The following is a 14824-nucleotide window of genomic DNA, read 5'->3' on the forward strand; positions in this document are numbered from 1 at the left end:
GTCTCTGCGCCTGCCGAAGGAAGAGGGTTGAAGGAGCGGGCAGGCAACATGTATGTCGACTTCGGCCTAACGACGTGAAAAAGCCGTCATTCAAGGCAGGCCATCGGAATGCAAGGACTGTTACTATATTAAGTAACAGTTGGCGGGAGGTGGCATTATGACAGTGGCGAAGCAGCTCAAGCGCGCCCGTTTGAACGCCGGGACAACGCTTCGCAGTGCAGCGACTAACGCGGGGCTCGCTCCGAGCAATCTGTCTGAGATTGAAAATGGCCGCCGTGACCCTGCGACCAGGCTTGCCTCCCGCATCGCCGGGTCACTGGGGTATCGACTCGCACTTATCCCTCAATACAACCGGGCATCAGCCGCCGAAGTTGCGGACGTTATCGCTGCAGCCGAACGTGACCAGGTTGCATACCGTGTTTTCTTGCAGCTGGCTGACGACCTCGCAACGGTCGACCCAACGGCTCGCGTGCTCCTGACAGCGGAAGAACCGGGTTTGACTAAGACGCGCTGGGATGACGCGATTGCGGCGCTTGTGGAGATGAGGCTCCTCGAAGTGGGCGCGCCCGTCCCAGTGTGGGCGCAGGATCGCGGCGTCGGTTCAGCCGATGAATGGGAACCGCAGCGGACGAGATTTCCCGTGGCGTACTCGACAGACATTGAAGACGTGCCAATGCAGTTTCGCAAGCGCGGCATTCTCATTACGGAAGCTGAGTTGACGAGCGTGTGAGTCATGCGGGGAGCGAGGGTGCTCTCAAGCCGTTAACCGTTGTTCGCTCCGTCGGCACTGCCTGCTGAATCAGCGGCTCAGTCCGTCGATGGCGCGGTCGAGGGTTTCGCCGAGGTCGCGTTCGCCGAGGCCTTCGCCTCCGGGAACGGGTGCGTTGCGGCGGGCGCGTGCGACAGCATCCTTCAGCTTCTGGACGGTCGGCGGTTCGCCTCCTGTGACAGGTCGCACATCGGTCACGAGCCAGCGCTGATCGATGCCCGCGGTCGGCGAGAGTGCATCAGCGAGATCGGCGGCGGTGAAGGCCACCGTCGCGCCTTCCGGGAGAAAGCGTGCCGCGCGGTCGACGTCGGCGGCGCTGAGCCCGATGATCAAATCGACGGACGCCGTCACGACGCCCTTCTCGGCGACCACCTGTGCGGGAAAAGAGGCTGCTTCGACGCGACTCTGGAGCTCGGCGCGCAGCTGCGCCTCGGCGTCGCTGTCGGTGCTGAAGGCAAGAATGCGGAATGCAGGATCGGGTTGTGCGGACATCGGCTCCCTCGCTTCGCTCGCTGTCGCTCCATGCTAATTGAAGAGTGTGAGGGTGAGGGAGAGGTTGAAGTCGAATACTTGTTCTACGAAGATGTGTTCGATAATATCGGCGCATGGAACTCTTCAGTCGACTCGAGAACGCAGCGCACAAGGTGTCTCGCGTCTACGCTCAGGCTGAGACATCGGCGGTCGCTGGTCTGGCTGGCTCGGGAGGCGTGCGACGCAGGGCGGCCGTCGGCAGCGTCTCGGAACTCGTGCAGCAGATGCCTGACGACGCCGTGAATCAGTTGCTGTGGCAAGCCGGGCAGCTGCGACGTGCTGCTGATGCCGTGATCGCCATTGCTGCGGCCGAAACCAAGGGGCGGTCGGAGACTGCGGCGTCGGCGCTCGCGGGAGTCGCTCGCAGTGATGTCGAGCAGCTTGCGTGCGTGGGCGCGATGATCGAAGAGTCGGAGCGCGTGATCGATGCGTGCGGCGTCGTCGAGGCGGAGGCGTTGGATATCGTCATCGACGTGCCCTGGTGGCACTCGATCTCTCTCGCCGTGATCGACGGTGGGCTGAGCCCGGCGTCCGCTGCCGCAATGCGCGAGAACCTGGGGGAGCCCGGCGGTGTGGTGACCACGCAGCGCCTCGCGCAGGCCGCGGAGGAACTGACGGAGCAGTTGGTCACAGCAGCACCGGATGCTGTCGCCGAGGCGTCGCGTCAAAAGCGCGCGGCGCTCGAGGGCGCAACGGAGCTCGTGAGCAGTGAGTGAGTCGGGGACAGCGCTCATGTCACGAGCACCCCTGTTCATCAGCTAAGATGATTGAGGCTTTTCAGCCAATCGGGGTGTGGCGCAGCTTGGTAGCGCGCCTCGTTCGGGACGAGGAGGTCGTGGGTTCGAATCCCGCCACCCCGACTCTGTGATGTCTCGCGACATAGTTCTCTTATGTCGCGAGACATCGTTTTGTTATACGGGGATAGTGTAGAGACCCATCGCTCGGTACCTTTCGTCGTTCGTCGCAGTGACGTATGTTTCGTGCGCGCCACACGGTTTCGAAAGGGGCAGTGTTGAAATCTCCCGTCTGGCTTTCCGCCAATCAGCCGCGCAACCGGTTTTACGAAGGTGGCGAAAAGATCGCGACGTTTCGGGGCTTGAGAACGGCTACGCCGTACACGCCCGAAGATTGGATTGCATCGACCACATGCATTTTCGGTTCACCTGAACAAGGCCCGACTCGACTGCCAAGCGGTGCTCTGCTGCGCGACGAGATTGAGCGAGCCCCCGACGTGTGGCTTGGCGGCGCGCACGTCGAAGCGTTCGGCACGGACACGAAGCTGCTTGTCAAGCTCTTGGACGCGGGTCAACGCCTCCCCGTGCACTTTCACCCTTCCGGGATCTTCGCTCGCCAGAACCTGGGTGCTGCCCACGGAAAGGCGGAAGCCTGGTACATCCTCGAGGCCGGGGATGTGTTCTTGGGGTTCAACCGCGAGGTTCGTCAACACGAGATTCGCGGGTGGATGGCCGCCCAGGATCACGAGGCCATGCTTGCAGCGATGCATCGGATCGCCGTCTCGTCGGGCGATCGCATCTATGTCCATCCGGGAATGCCTCACGCCATTGGCGCTGGAGTTTTCTTAGTTGAAGTGCAAGAGCCCGAGGACATGTCGGTCCTGCTTGAGTGGGGCCAGTTCGAACTCGACGGCGAGAACGAGGGCCACCTTGGCCTCGGCTTTGGCAGGGCGCTCACAGCTCTTGATCTCACGGCGTGGTCGCGCTCAGGTATCAATGCATTCGTTGTGCGAGCCGACGACGAATCTCACGGTTTGCCGCCTGGCGCCGCTCCATACTTCCGGATGAGCCGGCTAATGGTGCGCGGCACTACCCACCTTGAGGCGAGTTTCGGCATTCTGATCGTGGTCGACGGCGAGGCCTCGCTCGAGACGGATGGCATCAGGAACGTCGTGCGCGAAGGAGAGACCATCCTCGTGCCGTTTGGTGCAGGACCGATCGCGCTCACGGGCGACGCGCATCTCGTGTATTGCGCTCCGCCACTCATGCAGAAGTGAGCGGACTTTCGCTCATATCAGGGCAGTTCAGGCCCTGATGACCGTGCAGCCGTGAGCTTCGATCGATTCAACAGCAGAATCCGGAGCGCGAGTGTCCGTGATCAGGACGCTTACCGCGTTCATGGGACAGAGGCTCGCCAGCGCTATTCGGCCGATCTTTGTGGCATCCGCAAGGACCACTGTCTTGCGTGACTGTTTCATCATCGTCGAGTTGACTTTGGCTCCGACCTGGTCGTAGTTGGTGCATCCAGTCGATCCATCGACCCCGTCGACCCCAATAAACGACACATCGATGTGGTAATCGAGAAGAAACGTCTCGGCGCTCGGGCCCACCGCTTCTTGGCTGCTCGAGCGGACTTCACCGCCCACGGTGAAGACGCGCATTCTCGGATTCTCGGTGAGTCGGATCGCAATATTGAGCGCGTTGGTCACCACGGTCAGTCCGTCTCTGTTGCTCAATAATGGCGCAAATTCCCCGATCGTGGTTCCGCCCGTGAAGCCGACGACCCTGGCATCGTTCGCGTACGCGAGGGCGGCGCGGGCGATTCTTTTCTTCTCTTCACTGTCTTCGCATGTCTTGTAGCCGAGGGGGACATCGTTGAACGCAATATGTCGCGTGGCTCCGCCGTGCGTGCGGCTCAACAGCTGCTGTTGTTCGAGCAGTTCGAGGTCGCGACGAATGGTTGCTTCTGAGACGTCGAAATGGCGCGCGAGTTCGTGCACCTCCATCGAGTTCTTCACGAGCACGGTCGATACGATCTGCTTCAATCGTTGCTTTCGTTGCACAAAGCCGACGTTAGCAAACACGCACCCAGAATGTTCGAAATGAGCAGATCGGCTGCTCGAGAATGCTTGTATCGCGCCTAGTATGAGCGCTTCGCTCACTCATGATTGACCGAAATGTTCGGAGAGTGCAAAGATCACGGTGCCCGCGCAAGCGGTGCGAGGCACACGCCTCGCGCGTGACGCGGCAGAAGGGTCAAGACAATGACGTTTATGCGGAAAGTGGCCAAGGGCTCAGCTCTCCTAGCTGGCGCCCTCGGCCTCACAATGGCAGCCTCGGGCTGTTCTGGCTCGACAGGCGGTGGTTCCGACCAGATTGAGGGTGCGACGATCACCGTGGCCTGGATGACGGATCCGCCGCCACAGGCAGCGCTGGATGCTTTTACCGACGAAACCGGAATCAAAGTCAAATGGACCGTCGTCGATTGGGACAGCTTGCAGACGAAGATCGCGGCGGCCGCGACATCCAATACCTACTTCGCCGACGTCACGGACGTCGATTGGTCTCGGGTCGGTCAGCTCGGAACCCTGGGTTGGTTCTATCCCATGTCTGACTACCTCGACGTCGACAAGATGGAGCAGGACATGCCTCAGATGAGCTCCTTCAAGTCCGACGGCGAGGTGTACGGGATTCCCTTCGACTCGTCGTACATGGTCACCACGGTGAACAAGGCGATCTTCGAGGAAGCCGGAATCACGGAGATGCCGACAACCATCGAGCAGTACACGAAGGATCTTCAGCAGATCAAAGACAAGGGAGTGCTTGACACCCCTCTCAACATTCCATTCGCTGCTGCCGAAGGCCTGTCGACGTATTGGTACCAGACCACGGCTGCGTTCGGGGGGACTGTGCTCGACGATGAGGGAAAGCCTCAGTTCTCCAGCCCTGATTCTGCGGGCTACAAAGCGGCTGAGTGGATGGTGCAAGCACTCAAAGATGGGCTTGTCCCCGAAGGAAACATCAACGTCACTGACTCGCAGGGCATGCAGAAGCTGATGGCGAAGGGAAGCGTTGCGAGCACCTTCTCCGACTACTCGGGAAACATCGGGAGCCTCTACGATGTTCCAGCATCCTCCACTGTCGTCGACGAAGTGCAGTACATTCCCACACCAGGTGTCTCGGGACCGGCGACCAACTTGGGAAACCCGGATGGCATCGGCATCCCCAAGCAGGCCAAGTACCCCGAGGCAGCCGCGAAGTTCATCGAATGGGTGACCAGCACGGAGAACCAGGTTGACTTCGCCGGCGGATCCGGACCCGACAAGGTCATGCCGCACTACCCGTCGCCGTCCCGGTTAAGCGCCATGGAAGCCCTGACGGAATCGGGTGAACTCACTCAGGGTGAGGTGCTGACGGAACTGCTCGAGGGGTCTGAAGCAACGTTCCCGGCTGGCGCTCCGTCGTGGTACCCGGACTTTTCGCGGGCCGTGAATACAAACCTGCATGCTGCCGCCGTTGGATCGAAATCTGTCAGTGCTGCCATTGAGGACATCGCCAAGACCGCTACGTCCAATGTCAAGGAAAATTCGTGATTCATAACGCAACAGCGCACGCCGTCTGGGGAGCGCTTCGATGAGCATCGAAGCGCGCCCCGCGGCGGGTTCCCTTCCCCCCAGCCAACCCGGCCAAGGCAAGCGAACAAAAACTCGTTTACGGCGACGCATCGACCTGCTTCCATACGCGCTCATCACTCCGCTGATCGTCTTCATCATCGTTCTGGCGCTTGTGCCAGCCGGGATGACCTTGGTGCAGTCGTTCTACAAGGCGCAGCCGCTCAATCCGCCGAACTCATTCGTCGGGCTGGGTAACTTCTTCCGCCTGTTCGCCGATGACACGGTCGTCTCCAGCATGGTGAACACCGGTTGGTATGTGCTCATCGGTGTTGTGCTCTCGACCGTGCTGGGCATATTCATGGCCGTCACGCTTCAGAAGCCCTTTCGGGGCCGGTCGATTCTCATCGCCGTGTTGATTCTTCCGTGGGCTCTTCCCGGGGTCGTGGAAGGAATTGTCTGGTCGGGAATCTGGGACAGCAACACGGGTCTCCTGAACAGCGTGTTGACATCGCTCCATCTCATCGACACGTACCAGGTATTCCTTGGCCAGAACCAGTTCGTGACGATTCTGCTGATTGAGATCGTTCAGGTCTGGCAGATGACGCCGCTGTCCACGTTGCTGATTCTCGCGGCGCTGCAAAACATTCCGGGCGAGCTCTATGAGGCGGCTGCCCTTGATGGCGCGACGGGGTGGGAAGCCTTCCTCCGCGTCACTCTGCCGCTCGCGCGCCCCGGGATCGCCGTTGCAATGGTCCAGGCGGTGATCGCGACGCTCAATGTCTTCGATCAACCCTTCGTCTTGAACGGCGCGGCCGCTACGGGAGCGTCTGTGACTCAGCAGATCTACTTTGTCAGCTTCCAGAACCTTGATTTCGGTCAGGGCTATGCGCTTTCCCTACTTGTCACCATCGTCACCGTCGCCATCTCGCTTGTCATCGTGCGGCTGGTCTACCGAACAGTGGAGTTCTAATGCGCACTAGATCGCTTTCGCGCCCCCTCGGAATAGCCTTTATCGCGCTGTGGACCCTGATACCTCTCTATTGGGTATTCAACATCAGTCTCCAGAACGACGCGCAAGCCAGCGCGCGGCCGGCCCACTACCTTCCGCCGACGCCGACATTCGAGAACTATGCCTCTCTGCTTCTCGGCAACAGCGATGTCGCAAGCTCGATCCGTCGATCGGCGCTGAACATCGTTATCGAGTGCGCCGGTGCCACGATCGTGACGGTGGTGCTCGCAACGCTCGCCGCCTACGCATTTGCACGCATGAACTTCAAAGGGCGGAACATTCTGTTCTATGCAGTTCTCGCGACTATGGCGTTTCCGCCGTATGCGACATTGATTCCGCTGTACCAAATGATGAGTTCCGCGGGCCTCGTCAATACCTACACGGGCATCATCCTTGTCTACGTGTCGGGCTTCCTTCCGCTCGCGACGTGGATCATGTACAACTACATGTCCAGTCTCCCGATCGCCCTCGAGGAGTCGGGGCAGGTCGACGGCGCGGGGCGCATGCGTGTGCTCTGGAACATCGTGCTTCCACTCGCCCGCCCAGGGATCGTGTCGACAGCGATCATCACGTTCCTTCAAGCATGGGCGCAGTTCCTCTTCCCGCTCGTGCTCTCCAGCGACATCTCAACGCAGCCGCTCACCGTCGTGATCGCCGCCTTGCAAGGTCGTCATACCGTGCCATATGCGCTCATGAGCGCTGCAGGAGTCCTCGCGGTTGCGGTTCCGGCGGTCATCGCGGTTCTGCTCAATCGATATATCGTCAGCGGCCTGCTGACAGGAAGCGTGAAATGACGACCCGCCAGCCTGACGTCTTTGTCATCATCGGTGCTGGAAGCACCGTATTCACCCCGGGGCTGCTCAATGATCTCGCCCGCTCACCGGTCTTCGACGACGCGACGGTTCGCCTTGTCGACATCCAACCCGAATCGGCCGAAACGATGGCCGCTGTCGGGAGGCGAATTGCGGAAGAGAACGGGTCCAACCTCGTTGTAGAAGCTGTCGGTGACCGTCGCGCCGCGCTCACGGGAGCGACATTCGTGGTCACCACAATTGCGACAGGTTCCGCTGAGAGTTGGAAACGCGATCTCGACATCCCGCGACGACTCGGGATCAGCCAGACCGTCGGTGACTCGGTTGGTCCCGGAGGGGTTTTCCGGGCACTCAGGCACATTCCTGAGCTTCTTACGATCGCCGCGGATATAGCCGATATATCGCCGGCGGCATACCTTTTCAACTACAGCAATCCGCTCACGCCGAACGTGCGCGCGATCACGCGGGAGACACCCGTTAGAGCATTCGGCCTCTGCCACGGCACAATGCACACCAAAACGGCGCTCGCTGAGGCGCTCGGGGTCGCGCCTGCGGATCTCACTGCCACATTCGCGGGACTCAACCATCTGAGTTGGCTGCTGGAGCTTCGCGCAGGGCATGACGATCTCTATCCACGCCTCCGTGAGCTCGTCGCGGCTCAGGCAGCGGACGCCGAAGCGCCGTCGAGCCGCGTTGAAGGGCCGCATGCGGCAGTTTCCGCAGATCTTCTGCGCAGATTCGGCCTGTATCCGGCGCCCGGCGACCGGCACGTTGCGGAGTTCTTCACCGACTATCTGCAGCCGAGCGGCCTCGAGCTGCGGTGGGGGTTACAAGGTGGACTCGATACGACTCACGAGTACATTAACGAAAAGGGAGCGCTGTGGGAACATCTGCGCGAGTACGCGGCAGTCGGAAGTTCGATCGCAGCGTTTGCTGATAAGGAAGCTGAACGCCTCGTCGCAATCGCGGAGGCCATTCGTACCGGCCGGCGACTTCTCGAACTCGCGGTCAATCTTCCCAATCGAGGCCTGATCTCGAATCTGCCCGACATTGCCGTTGTCGAGGTTCCGGCTGCTATTGACGGTGACGGCGTCCACGGGCTCGCGGTGGGGACGCTCCCGGAATCTGTCGCCACAACGTTGGCGCATCGCGCGCACCAGCAGGAGACCACCGTTGACGCTGCGATCAGCGGTCACCGCGACCTCGCGGTTCACGCGCTCGTGCTTGACCCGCTCGTGCCTGATCGCGAGACCGCAGTCGCCCTTCTCGACGCTGCTGCAGCGGCCGACCCGACCTACTTAGGGCGGTACGCAGAGGACGTACCTGCGGCGACGAACGTCGAGTGACGCCTCGAGACGAACGCTTTCTTATCACCTCGGGAGCACCAGTGTGTGCCGCCCTTGAACGCTATGGAGAAGAAATGACCGAAACGCAACGAGCACAGAGCGAGAGGGCAATCGCTGCAGGCTCCGGGACCACTATTCACGAAATCAGACAGCAGCCGGAGGTGTGGCGCCGCGCGGCGGACGTGGTGCAGGCGCGTCGCGCCGATCTCGACAGCTTTCTCGCAGCGGTTCGCTCTAAGGAGGGCCTACGGATTATCGCGACCGGTGCTGGAACGTCGGCCTTCATCGGCGGCGTGATTGCTCCCGTCATAGCGAAAGAGACCGGCCAGCGAGTCGAGAGCATTGCCACAACCGACCTGGTATCGAACCCGCTTCAGTACCTGGCAGAAGCCGTTCCGACGCTCGTCGTTTCGTTCGCGCGCTCGGGCAACAGCCCCGAGAGTGTGGCCGCCGTCGAGCTCGCCGACAGCATCCTTGACGATGTGCATCACTTGGTGATCACGTGCAACGCCGACGGGCATCTCGCGAGAAAGTACGCCGATGAATCACGGGCCCGTGTGCTCCTCATGCCGCCCGAATCGAATGACGTCGGATTCGCTATGACCTCGAGCTTCACTTCGATGCTGCTCAGTGCGCTCCTAGTCTTTCTCGGTGACGCACCAGAGCTCGTTCGCTCATTGGCAGCGTCCGGGCAGTCCATCGTTGAGGGCGAGTGGGACACGCTCGCCGACCGAGCAGATCCCAGTGTGGGCCGAGTCGTCTTCCTCGGAAGCGGTCCGCTCGCCTCTCTCGCACGGGAGTCTTCTCTCAAGATGCTGGAACTCACGGCCGGACGAGTCGCGAGCTTTCACGACTCGTCGCTGGGGTTCCGACATGGGCCGAAGGCGCTACTCGATGACGGGACCCTCGTCGTCGTGTACGTGTCGACAGATCCGCATGCTCGTGAGTACGACCTCGACATCGTGGCTGAGCTACGCGAGGCAATCGGGCCAGACAGAGTGCTCGTCGTCGCGGCCGACGCTGCGGACGATTCGGGCTCTGTCAGCGTGCTAGATCTGCAATCAGCGGGGGACGGCTTCCTCTCCGCCGTGTTCGTCATGGTGGCACAGATTCTCGCTGTGTCGTTTGCGATCTCGCTCGGAGGCACGCCGGACAATCCGTTTCCGGATGGAAGCGTCAATCGTGTCGTCCGCGGGGTCACGATTCACGAGCTGTCCATCAACTGAGGCGGCGAAGGGAATTTGATGCCCCTTTATCTGGGTATTGATGGAGGCGGCACGAAGACCAGCTTTCTTCTCCTCTCGGCTGATGGAACGGTGCGCTCAACCTTCAACGGGCCGAGTAGCTACTATCTTGAGCACGGGATCGAGCGGATAGAACGCGTCTTTGTCGATGGCGTCGCGGCAGTCACCGAACGTGCGGGGATTGGTCCGGAGCACATAGATTTCGCGTTCTTTGCCATCCCTGGTTATGGCGAGTCCAGCGCAAACCTGGCACGGATGTCTGAGATGCCTCGCGTGGCGCTTGGCCACGAACGCTACGCTTGTGGAAACGACATGACGGCCGCGTGGGCGGGCTCGCTCGCTGAAGAAGACGGGATCAACGTCGTAGCAGGCACCGGAAGTATGACGTATGGCGTCCGACGCGATCGAGATGTTCGGGTCGGCGGCTGGGGCGAACTGCTGGGCGACGAGGGCTCGGGCTATTGGATTGGTCTCGAAGCGCTGACGGCCTTCACACGGATGAGCGACGGGCGCCTTCCTCGCACCGACCTCTACGAGGCCGTGCGGAACGTCGTTGATGTTGCGAACGATCTTGATGTGATCGATGTTGTGTCCTCCCAGTGGGAAGCGAGCCGTGCACGCATCGCGTCTCTTGCTCCAATCGTCGCCGCTGCCGCAGACCGTGGCGATATCGTCGCGAGAGGCATCCTTGAACGAGCCGCACGACAGCTCGTCGAGCTCGTCGACACAGCCAGAGCGAACCTGGGCTTCACCCCAGGAGAGATTGTGCCTGTGTCATACTCCGGAGGCGTGTTTAAGATTTCGGCGATTCGTCGCACAGTCACAACGGAGCTTCAGAGCCGTTCGGTCGACTATGACTTTCGGCCACCGCGACTGTCGCCTGTCGTAGGATCGGCACTTCACGCGGCTCGGCTCGGGGCGCAGCCGCTCGACGCGGCCGCGATTGCCTGTCTCGAAAGAGAAGCGCGAAACGATACCTCGTTGGGCCTCCCTCGGGAGAGTCGAACGTCGGATTCGCCTTGGGTGCTTCTCGGAGAGCGCACACGATGATTGCAGCAATCGAGACCGGGGGAACGAAAGTTGTCTGTGGAATCGTGCGTGAGGAACAACCGCAGCAGGTGGTTCACTCGCGCCGAATATCGACGACAACGCCGAGTGAGACGATTGGCGCAATCAACGAGTACCTTGACGAGGCATCACGACGAGAACCGATATCGGCACTCGGAGTTGCGTCGTTCGGGCCCGTCAACGTCGAGTCAGGCCGTGATCGATACGGATGGGTCACGGGTACTCCGAAACAAGGCTGGGCCGACACGGATCTTCTGGGGCGGATTCCTCTCGCTGATGACGTTCCGACAGCGTTCCTCAGCGACGTCGCAAGCGCGGCGCTCGGCGAACAGACATGGGGCGCGGGCGCCTCACACGAGCGTGTCGCCTACGCGACCTTCGGCACCGGCGTCGGTGTGGGAATCATCATCGATGGTGAGCTGCTTCACGGCAATGGGTATCCCGAACTCGGGCACGTGCTGGTTCGTCGGCATCCGGAAGACAGCTACGAGGGGAGCTGCACATTCCACGGTGACTGCCTGGAAGGTCTCGCCTCAGGCCCGGCGATCATGAAAAGGTGGGGAGCTGAAACGTCGTCTCTGTCACCTCAGCAACGTGAGCGGGCCTTTGAGATTGTGGGGTACTACATCGCTCAGCTTGCTACGACTACTGCCTATGCCACAGGAGTTGAGAAGTTTGTGGCGGGGGGAGGAGTGCTGAAAGCTCAGGGACTCCTGGAATCCGCTCGTCTGCAACTGGCGACGGTTTCCGGCGGGCGAGGTGCGTCACACGCCGCATCCCTTGACCAGCCCGATTTTCTTGTGAGTCCAGAACTCGGAGATTTCTCCGGACTGCTGGGAGCGGCTGCCGCTGCGCTGCGTCGTCTCGAGAGCTAAGGTCCAGCGCGCGGCGGCTGCGGCCTAGCTTCGCGATGCTTTCCGAGCGCCGGGTCGCGAACGCGTGCCCGTTGCGAACAGGGAAAGCGCAACGACGCAGATCACCGCCGACACGATGAAGATTGTCGTGTACGCCGGCTCACCTCCGCCGGACGCCAGTTCTGAGACTCGCAGCGCAAGCGATCCGAGACCCGATCCAGCCCCGATACCCAGCTGGATCGCGACGACGAGCGCTGCCGAGACGGTCTCCCGGTTATCGGGTGCTTGCGTCAGCATCCACGTCTGGAGTCCGAATGGAACGGCACCCCAGACCGTTCCCCAGAGAATCACGACAACAACGACGACCGCAGCGGGCGATCCTGACGCGCTCACGAGGGCGACGAGACCGATCACAGCAGTGAGAAGGGCGATGGTCGCGCTCAACGTGGCGTAAGCGTGCCGAGCGAAGCTGAATGACGCGATGAGCATTCCTAGGATCCCGACCCCGCCGAAGACCGTCAATACGGCTGTCAAGAGGGCGGGCAAGGCGACCGATGTGCCAAGGAACGCGCCAAGAAACGTTGAGGACGCGAACTGACCGACGAACACAGTGAAGGCCGTCACGAGGCCCCAGAGAACGACCGGACGGGCCAGCGCCTTTCGTACCGGTGCCTGTGCCAGTCTGTCGTGGTGCGCCGTCGTGTCGCCTTGGAGCCGTGGCAAGAGGGCCGCGAGTAAGAACGTCGCGGCGAGGGCGGCGACAGCGAACACGACGAAGACTGCGCGCCAGTTTTCGGGTGGCCCCACCAGTGATCCCGCCGGCATTCCCGCGACAAGTCCGAGCGACGTTCCACCGCTCACGATTGAGATCGCTCGAACTCCATGCGCGTCTCCCACGAGTCGTACTGCCGCTGCAGCTCCGACCGTCCAAAACATCCCGAGGGCCAGCCCGGCACTGACGCGGCCGAGGAGCACCACCGGGAACGCCTGCCCGGCCACGACAAGAGCGTTTGCGCCGACGGTGAGGAATCCCGCGCTCGCCAGCACGAAGCGGCGATCCCAGGATGCCGGTATACGCATGGCGAGCGGTGCCGTGAGCGCGGCGATGAGACCGGGGATGGCAGTCATCATTCCGGTGGCGCCGAGGGGGACATTGAAGTCAGCAGCTACCGCCGGGAGTACGGCCGTCGGCGCGAATTCCGTTGCCACGATGACGAACGCCGTGGTGGCTATCGTGATAACTCCGAGCCATCGAATGGCGGTGGAAGGAGGCTGTTCGGCCTGAGTCGGTCCGCGGATTAGTCCTTCACCTCCGCCAAGGCGATCTCTCGAGAGACGTGACGTCGAGTGTTTCCGGTGGTGCTCGCCATTACGTCGCCTTTCACAGGGATCGAACGCACAGAGACTCGGTCTGCGCCTTGATTGCCGAATGAGACGAAGACTACGGACAAAGCGAACGGGTTTTCTACTAACGCTCAGAGCGCATGAGCGCTGCGGGCGAGCAGACGACGAAACGCGCAGAAATCGACCTCGTTGTGCGTGTTTCAGCTCTTTCGCTCAAAGTTGAGAGCGAACTCTTGCATGCAGCATCCTGGATACTGTATACAATTCTCCATGAGACCAATAATCGTCGTAGCCCATGGCCACCTGGCTAGTGCGCTACTTGCCACGGCAGAAATGATCGTCGGCCCTGCACCGTCAGCTCGCGCAGTTGATTTCGAGGTGGGATCGAGCATCGAAGACCTTCAGAACCGCGTTGCAGCGGCCGTCGAGGAATTCTCCGGAGCTGGACGAGCGCTGCTGTTCGTCGACCTTGCCGGCGGATCACCCTCGAGAATCGCTGCCAAGCTCGCTCTCGATGGCGACAGTGACGTCGTCGCGGGGGCGAACCTACCCATGTTGATCCACGCCCTCACCGCGGGCGAAGGCGAAGACAGTGTAGAGGACGTGCTCGCTGCGGGAACGGACGGAGTCTGTCAGTACGGCGTCTCGAAGCGTGTCGCAGGGGGTCTTCAATGAGCTTGCTTCAGGCCCTGCTTATCGCGCTCGTCGTCGGAGGCGCTTACCTTGCACGACGCATCGCCGGGGATCCACAGCTCGAACGCCCCATCGTGTTGGGACCGATCGTGGGCTTGATCACGGGCGATGTGACGACAGGGATCATCGTTGGCGGAGCCCTTGAGCTTGTTTTCATCGGCGCTGCCCCGATCGGTGGCACCGCACCACCCAATGTCGCTATCGGTTCCGCGGTCGGAGTTGCCCTCGCAATCAGCTCAGGGAGCGGAACCGCGGCCGCGCTCGTGCTCGCTGTGCCTGCCGCCGTGCTCGGCACTTTCTGCGAACTGTTTGCCAAGACCGTGTGCTCGTTCCTTGTGCACCGTGCCGATACCGCGGCAGAAGACGCGAGGTCGACATCGATCATGACGGTCGTGTGGACAGGTAACGCAATTCACTTCTTCGCGTACGCGATCCCGACGTTCCTTGCGCTTTATTTCGGCAACAACGCCGTGCAGGGGCTCGTCGATTCTTTGAGCGATGATGTGATGAACGGCCTCAACACCGCTGCCGCAATTTTGCCGGCAGTAGGCTTTGGCATCCTCCTTTCGGTGCTGTTCAACAAGTCACTGTTCCCACTGTTCTTCGCGGGGTTCACGATTGCTGCTTTCACCAACTTCACGGTGATCGGCGTTGCACTGCTTGCAACTGCACTAGTCATCGTCATCTACCGTCGAGGACGTTCAGCCTCCCATAAGGAACTGACTGACACCCCGTCGCCGACGCCCGCCACCGCGCCGACGCCCGAGCGGCAGCTGCCCAAGACGACCCTGAAGTGAGACCGAGGC

15 protein-coding genes and 1 tRNA gene are annotated in these 14824 nt (G+C 61.3%); 13 read left to right on the forward strand and 3 right to left on the reverse strand.

Annotation, left to right across the window (positions count from 1 at the left end):
• Positions 1–157: 157 nt before the first annotated feature.
• Positions 158–730, forward strand: a complete 573-nt coding sequence (locus ATJ78_RS07990) for a helix-turn-helix domain-containing protein (RefSeq protein WP_098407108.1) — start codon at positions 158–160, stop codon at positions 728–730.
• A 69-nt stretch (positions 731–799) separates the two neighbouring features.
• Here the strand turns inward: ATJ78_RS07990 and ATJ78_RS07995 are convergent, their stop codons facing one another.
• On the reverse strand, positions 800–1261 hold the full coding sequence (locus ATJ78_RS07995; protein ID WP_098407109.1) for a hypothetical protein: 462 nt from the start codon (positions 1259–1261) through the stop codon (positions 800–802).
• 113 nt (positions 1262–1374) lie between these two features.
• On the opposite strand from ATJ78_RS07995, the gene ATJ78_RS08000 reads away from it, so the two are divergent.
• From ATJ78_RS08000 to ATJ78_RS08010, 3 genes are all read left to right on the forward strand, one after another.
• Positions 1375–2016: a hypothetical protein gene (locus tag ATJ78_RS08000; protein WP_098407110.1), complete on the forward strand. Its 642-nt coding sequence runs from the start codon at positions 1375–1377 to the stop codon at positions 2014–2016.
• A gap of 70 nt (positions 2017–2086) precedes the next feature.
• Positions 2087–2160, forward strand: a tRNA-Pro gene (locus ATJ78_RS08005).
• 371 nt (positions 2161–2531) lie between these two features.
• On the forward strand, positions 2532–3311 hold the full coding sequence (locus ATJ78_RS08010; protein ID WP_245836251.1) for a class I mannose-6-phosphate isomerase: 780 nt from the start codon (positions 2532–2534) through the stop codon (positions 3309–3311).
• A gap of 27 nt (positions 3312–3338) precedes the next feature.
• On the opposite strand, the gene ATJ78_RS08015 is transcribed toward ATJ78_RS08010, so the two are convergent.
• On the reverse strand, positions 3339–4079 hold the full coding sequence (locus tag ATJ78_RS08015) for a DeoR/GlpR family DNA-binding transcription regulator (RefSeq protein ID WP_098407112.1): 741 nt from the start codon (positions 4077–4079) through the stop codon (positions 3339–3341).
• A gap of 219 nt (positions 4080–4298) precedes the next feature.
• Here ATJ78_RS08015 and ATJ78_RS08020 point away from each other — a divergent pair, with 219 nt between their 5' ends.
• The 7 genes from ATJ78_RS08020 to ATJ78_RS08050 all read left to right on the forward strand — a co-directional run bounded on the left by ATJ78_RS08020 (position 4299) and on the right by ATJ78_RS08050 (position 12002).
• Entirely contained in the window at positions 4299–5627 is a 1329-nt protein-coding gene (locus tag ATJ78_RS08020) for an ABC transporter substrate-binding protein (protein WP_098407113.1), read from the forward strand.
• 40 nt (positions 5628–5667) lie between these two features.
• Positions 5668–6618 carry a carbohydrate ABC transporter permease gene (locus ATJ78_RS08025; protein WP_098407114.1) on the forward strand — a complete coding sequence of 317 codons (951 nt, stop codon included), beginning with the start codon at positions 5668–5670 and terminating at the stop codon, positions 6616–6618.
• Entirely contained in the window at positions 6618–7451 is an 834-nt protein-coding gene (locus tag ATJ78_RS08030; RefSeq protein ID WP_098407115.1) for a carbohydrate ABC transporter permease, read from the forward strand. The genes ATJ78_RS08025 and ATJ78_RS08030 overlap by 1 nt, the downstream gene beginning before the upstream one ends.
• A complete protein-coding gene (locus ATJ78_RS08035) occupies positions 7448–8815 on the forward strand; it encodes a family 4 glycosyl hydrolase (RefSeq protein ID WP_098407116.1) in 1368 nt (455 codons plus the stop codon). Before ATJ78_RS08030 ends, ATJ78_RS08035 begins: the two co-directional genes overlap by 4 nt.
• A gap of 74 nt (positions 8816–8889) precedes the next feature.
• Positions 8890–10041, forward strand: a complete 1152-nt coding sequence (locus ATJ78_RS08040) for an SIS domain-containing protein (protein WP_098407117.1) — start codon at positions 8890–8892, stop codon at positions 10039–10041.
• Between the two features lie 18 nt (positions 10042–10059).
• A complete protein-coding gene (locus tag ATJ78_RS08045; protein WP_098407118.1) occupies positions 10060–11109 on the forward strand; it encodes an N-acetylglucosamine kinase in 1050 nt (349 codons plus the stop codon).
• A complete protein-coding gene (locus tag ATJ78_RS08050) occupies positions 11106–12002 on the forward strand; it encodes an ROK family protein (protein ID WP_098407119.1) in 897 nt (298 codons plus the stop codon). The genes ATJ78_RS08045 and ATJ78_RS08050 overlap by 4 nt, the downstream gene beginning before the upstream one ends.
• 24 nt (positions 12003–12026) lie before the next feature.
• Here ATJ78_RS08050 and ATJ78_RS08055 read toward each other — a convergent pair whose 3' ends face one another.
• Positions 12027–13529: an MFS transporter gene (locus ATJ78_RS08055; protein WP_098407120.1), complete on the reverse strand. Its 1503-nt coding sequence runs from the start codon at positions 13527–13529 to the stop codon at positions 12027–12029.
• A gap of 66 nt (positions 13530–13595) precedes the next feature.
• Between ATJ78_RS08055 and ATJ78_RS08060 the strand changes: the two genes are divergently transcribed.
• The gene (locus ATJ78_RS08060) at positions 13596–14000 is read left to right on the forward strand and encodes a PTS sugar transporter subunit IIA (RefSeq protein WP_169923425.1); all 405 of its coding nucleotides are present in this window, start codon (positions 13596–13598) and stop codon (positions 13998–14000) included.
• Positions 13997–14815: a PTS mannose/fructose/sorbose/N-acetylgalactosamine transporter subunit IIC gene (locus ATJ78_RS08065; RefSeq protein ID WP_098407122.1), complete on the forward strand. Its 819-nt coding sequence runs from the start codon at positions 13997–13999 to the stop codon at positions 14813–14815. The genes ATJ78_RS08060 and ATJ78_RS08065 overlap by 4 nt, the downstream gene beginning before the upstream one ends.
• The last annotated feature ends 9 nt before the right edge of the window (positions 14816–14824 follow it).

Origin of the sequence: Paramicrobacterium agarici (assembly GCF_002563955.1) — a bacterium.
Taxonomy (GTDB): Bacteria; Actinomycetota; Actinomycetes; order Actinomycetales; family Microbacteriaceae; genus Paramicrobacterium; species Paramicrobacterium agarici.

Coding starts and splice junctions, on each gene's coding strand:
- ATJ78_RS07990 (WP_098407108.1), top strand. CDS start 158: ATGACAGTGGCGAAGCAGCTCAAGCGCGCCCGTTTGAACGCCGGGACA.
- ATJ78_RS07995 (WP_098407109.1), bottom strand. CDS start 1,261: ATGTCCGCACAACCCGATCCTGCATTCCGCATTCTTGCCTTCAGCACC.
- ATJ78_RS08000 (WP_098407110.1), top strand. CDS start 1,375: ATGGAACTCTTCAGTCGACTCGAGAACGCAGCGCACAAGGTGTCTCGC.
- ATJ78_RS08020 (WP_098407113.1), top strand. CDS start 4,299: ATGACGTTTATGCGGAAAGTGGCCAAGGGCTCAGCTCTCCTAGCTGGC.
- ATJ78_RS08025 (WP_098407114.1), top strand. CDS start 5,668: ATGAGCATCGAAGCGCGCCCCGCGGCGGGTTCCCTTCCCCCCAGCCAA.
- ATJ78_RS08030 (WP_098407115.1), top strand. CDS start 6,618: ATGCGCACTAGATCGCTTTCGCGCCCCCTCGGAATAGCCTTTATCGCG.
- ATJ78_RS08035 (WP_098407116.1), top strand. CDS start 7,448: ATGACGACCCGCCAGCCTGACGTCTTTGTCATCATCGGTGCTGGAAGC.
- ATJ78_RS08040 (WP_098407117.1), top strand. CDS start 8,890: ATGACCGAAACGCAACGAGCACAGAGCGAGAGGGCAATCGCTGCAGGC.
- ATJ78_RS08045 (WP_098407118.1), top strand. CDS start 10,060: ATGCCCCTTTATCTGGGTATTGATGGAGGCGGCACGAAGACCAGCTTT.
- ATJ78_RS08050 (WP_098407119.1), top strand. CDS start 11,106: ATGATTGCAGCAATCGAGACCGGGGGAACGAAAGTTGTCTGTGGAATC.
- ATJ78_RS08060 (WP_169923425.1), top strand. CDS start 13,596: ATGAGACCAATAATCGTCGTAGCCCATGGCCACCTGGCTAGTGCGCTA.
- ATJ78_RS08065 (WP_098407122.1), top strand. CDS start 13,997: ATGAGCTTGCTTCAGGCCCTGCTTATCGCGCTCGTCGTCGGAGGCGCT.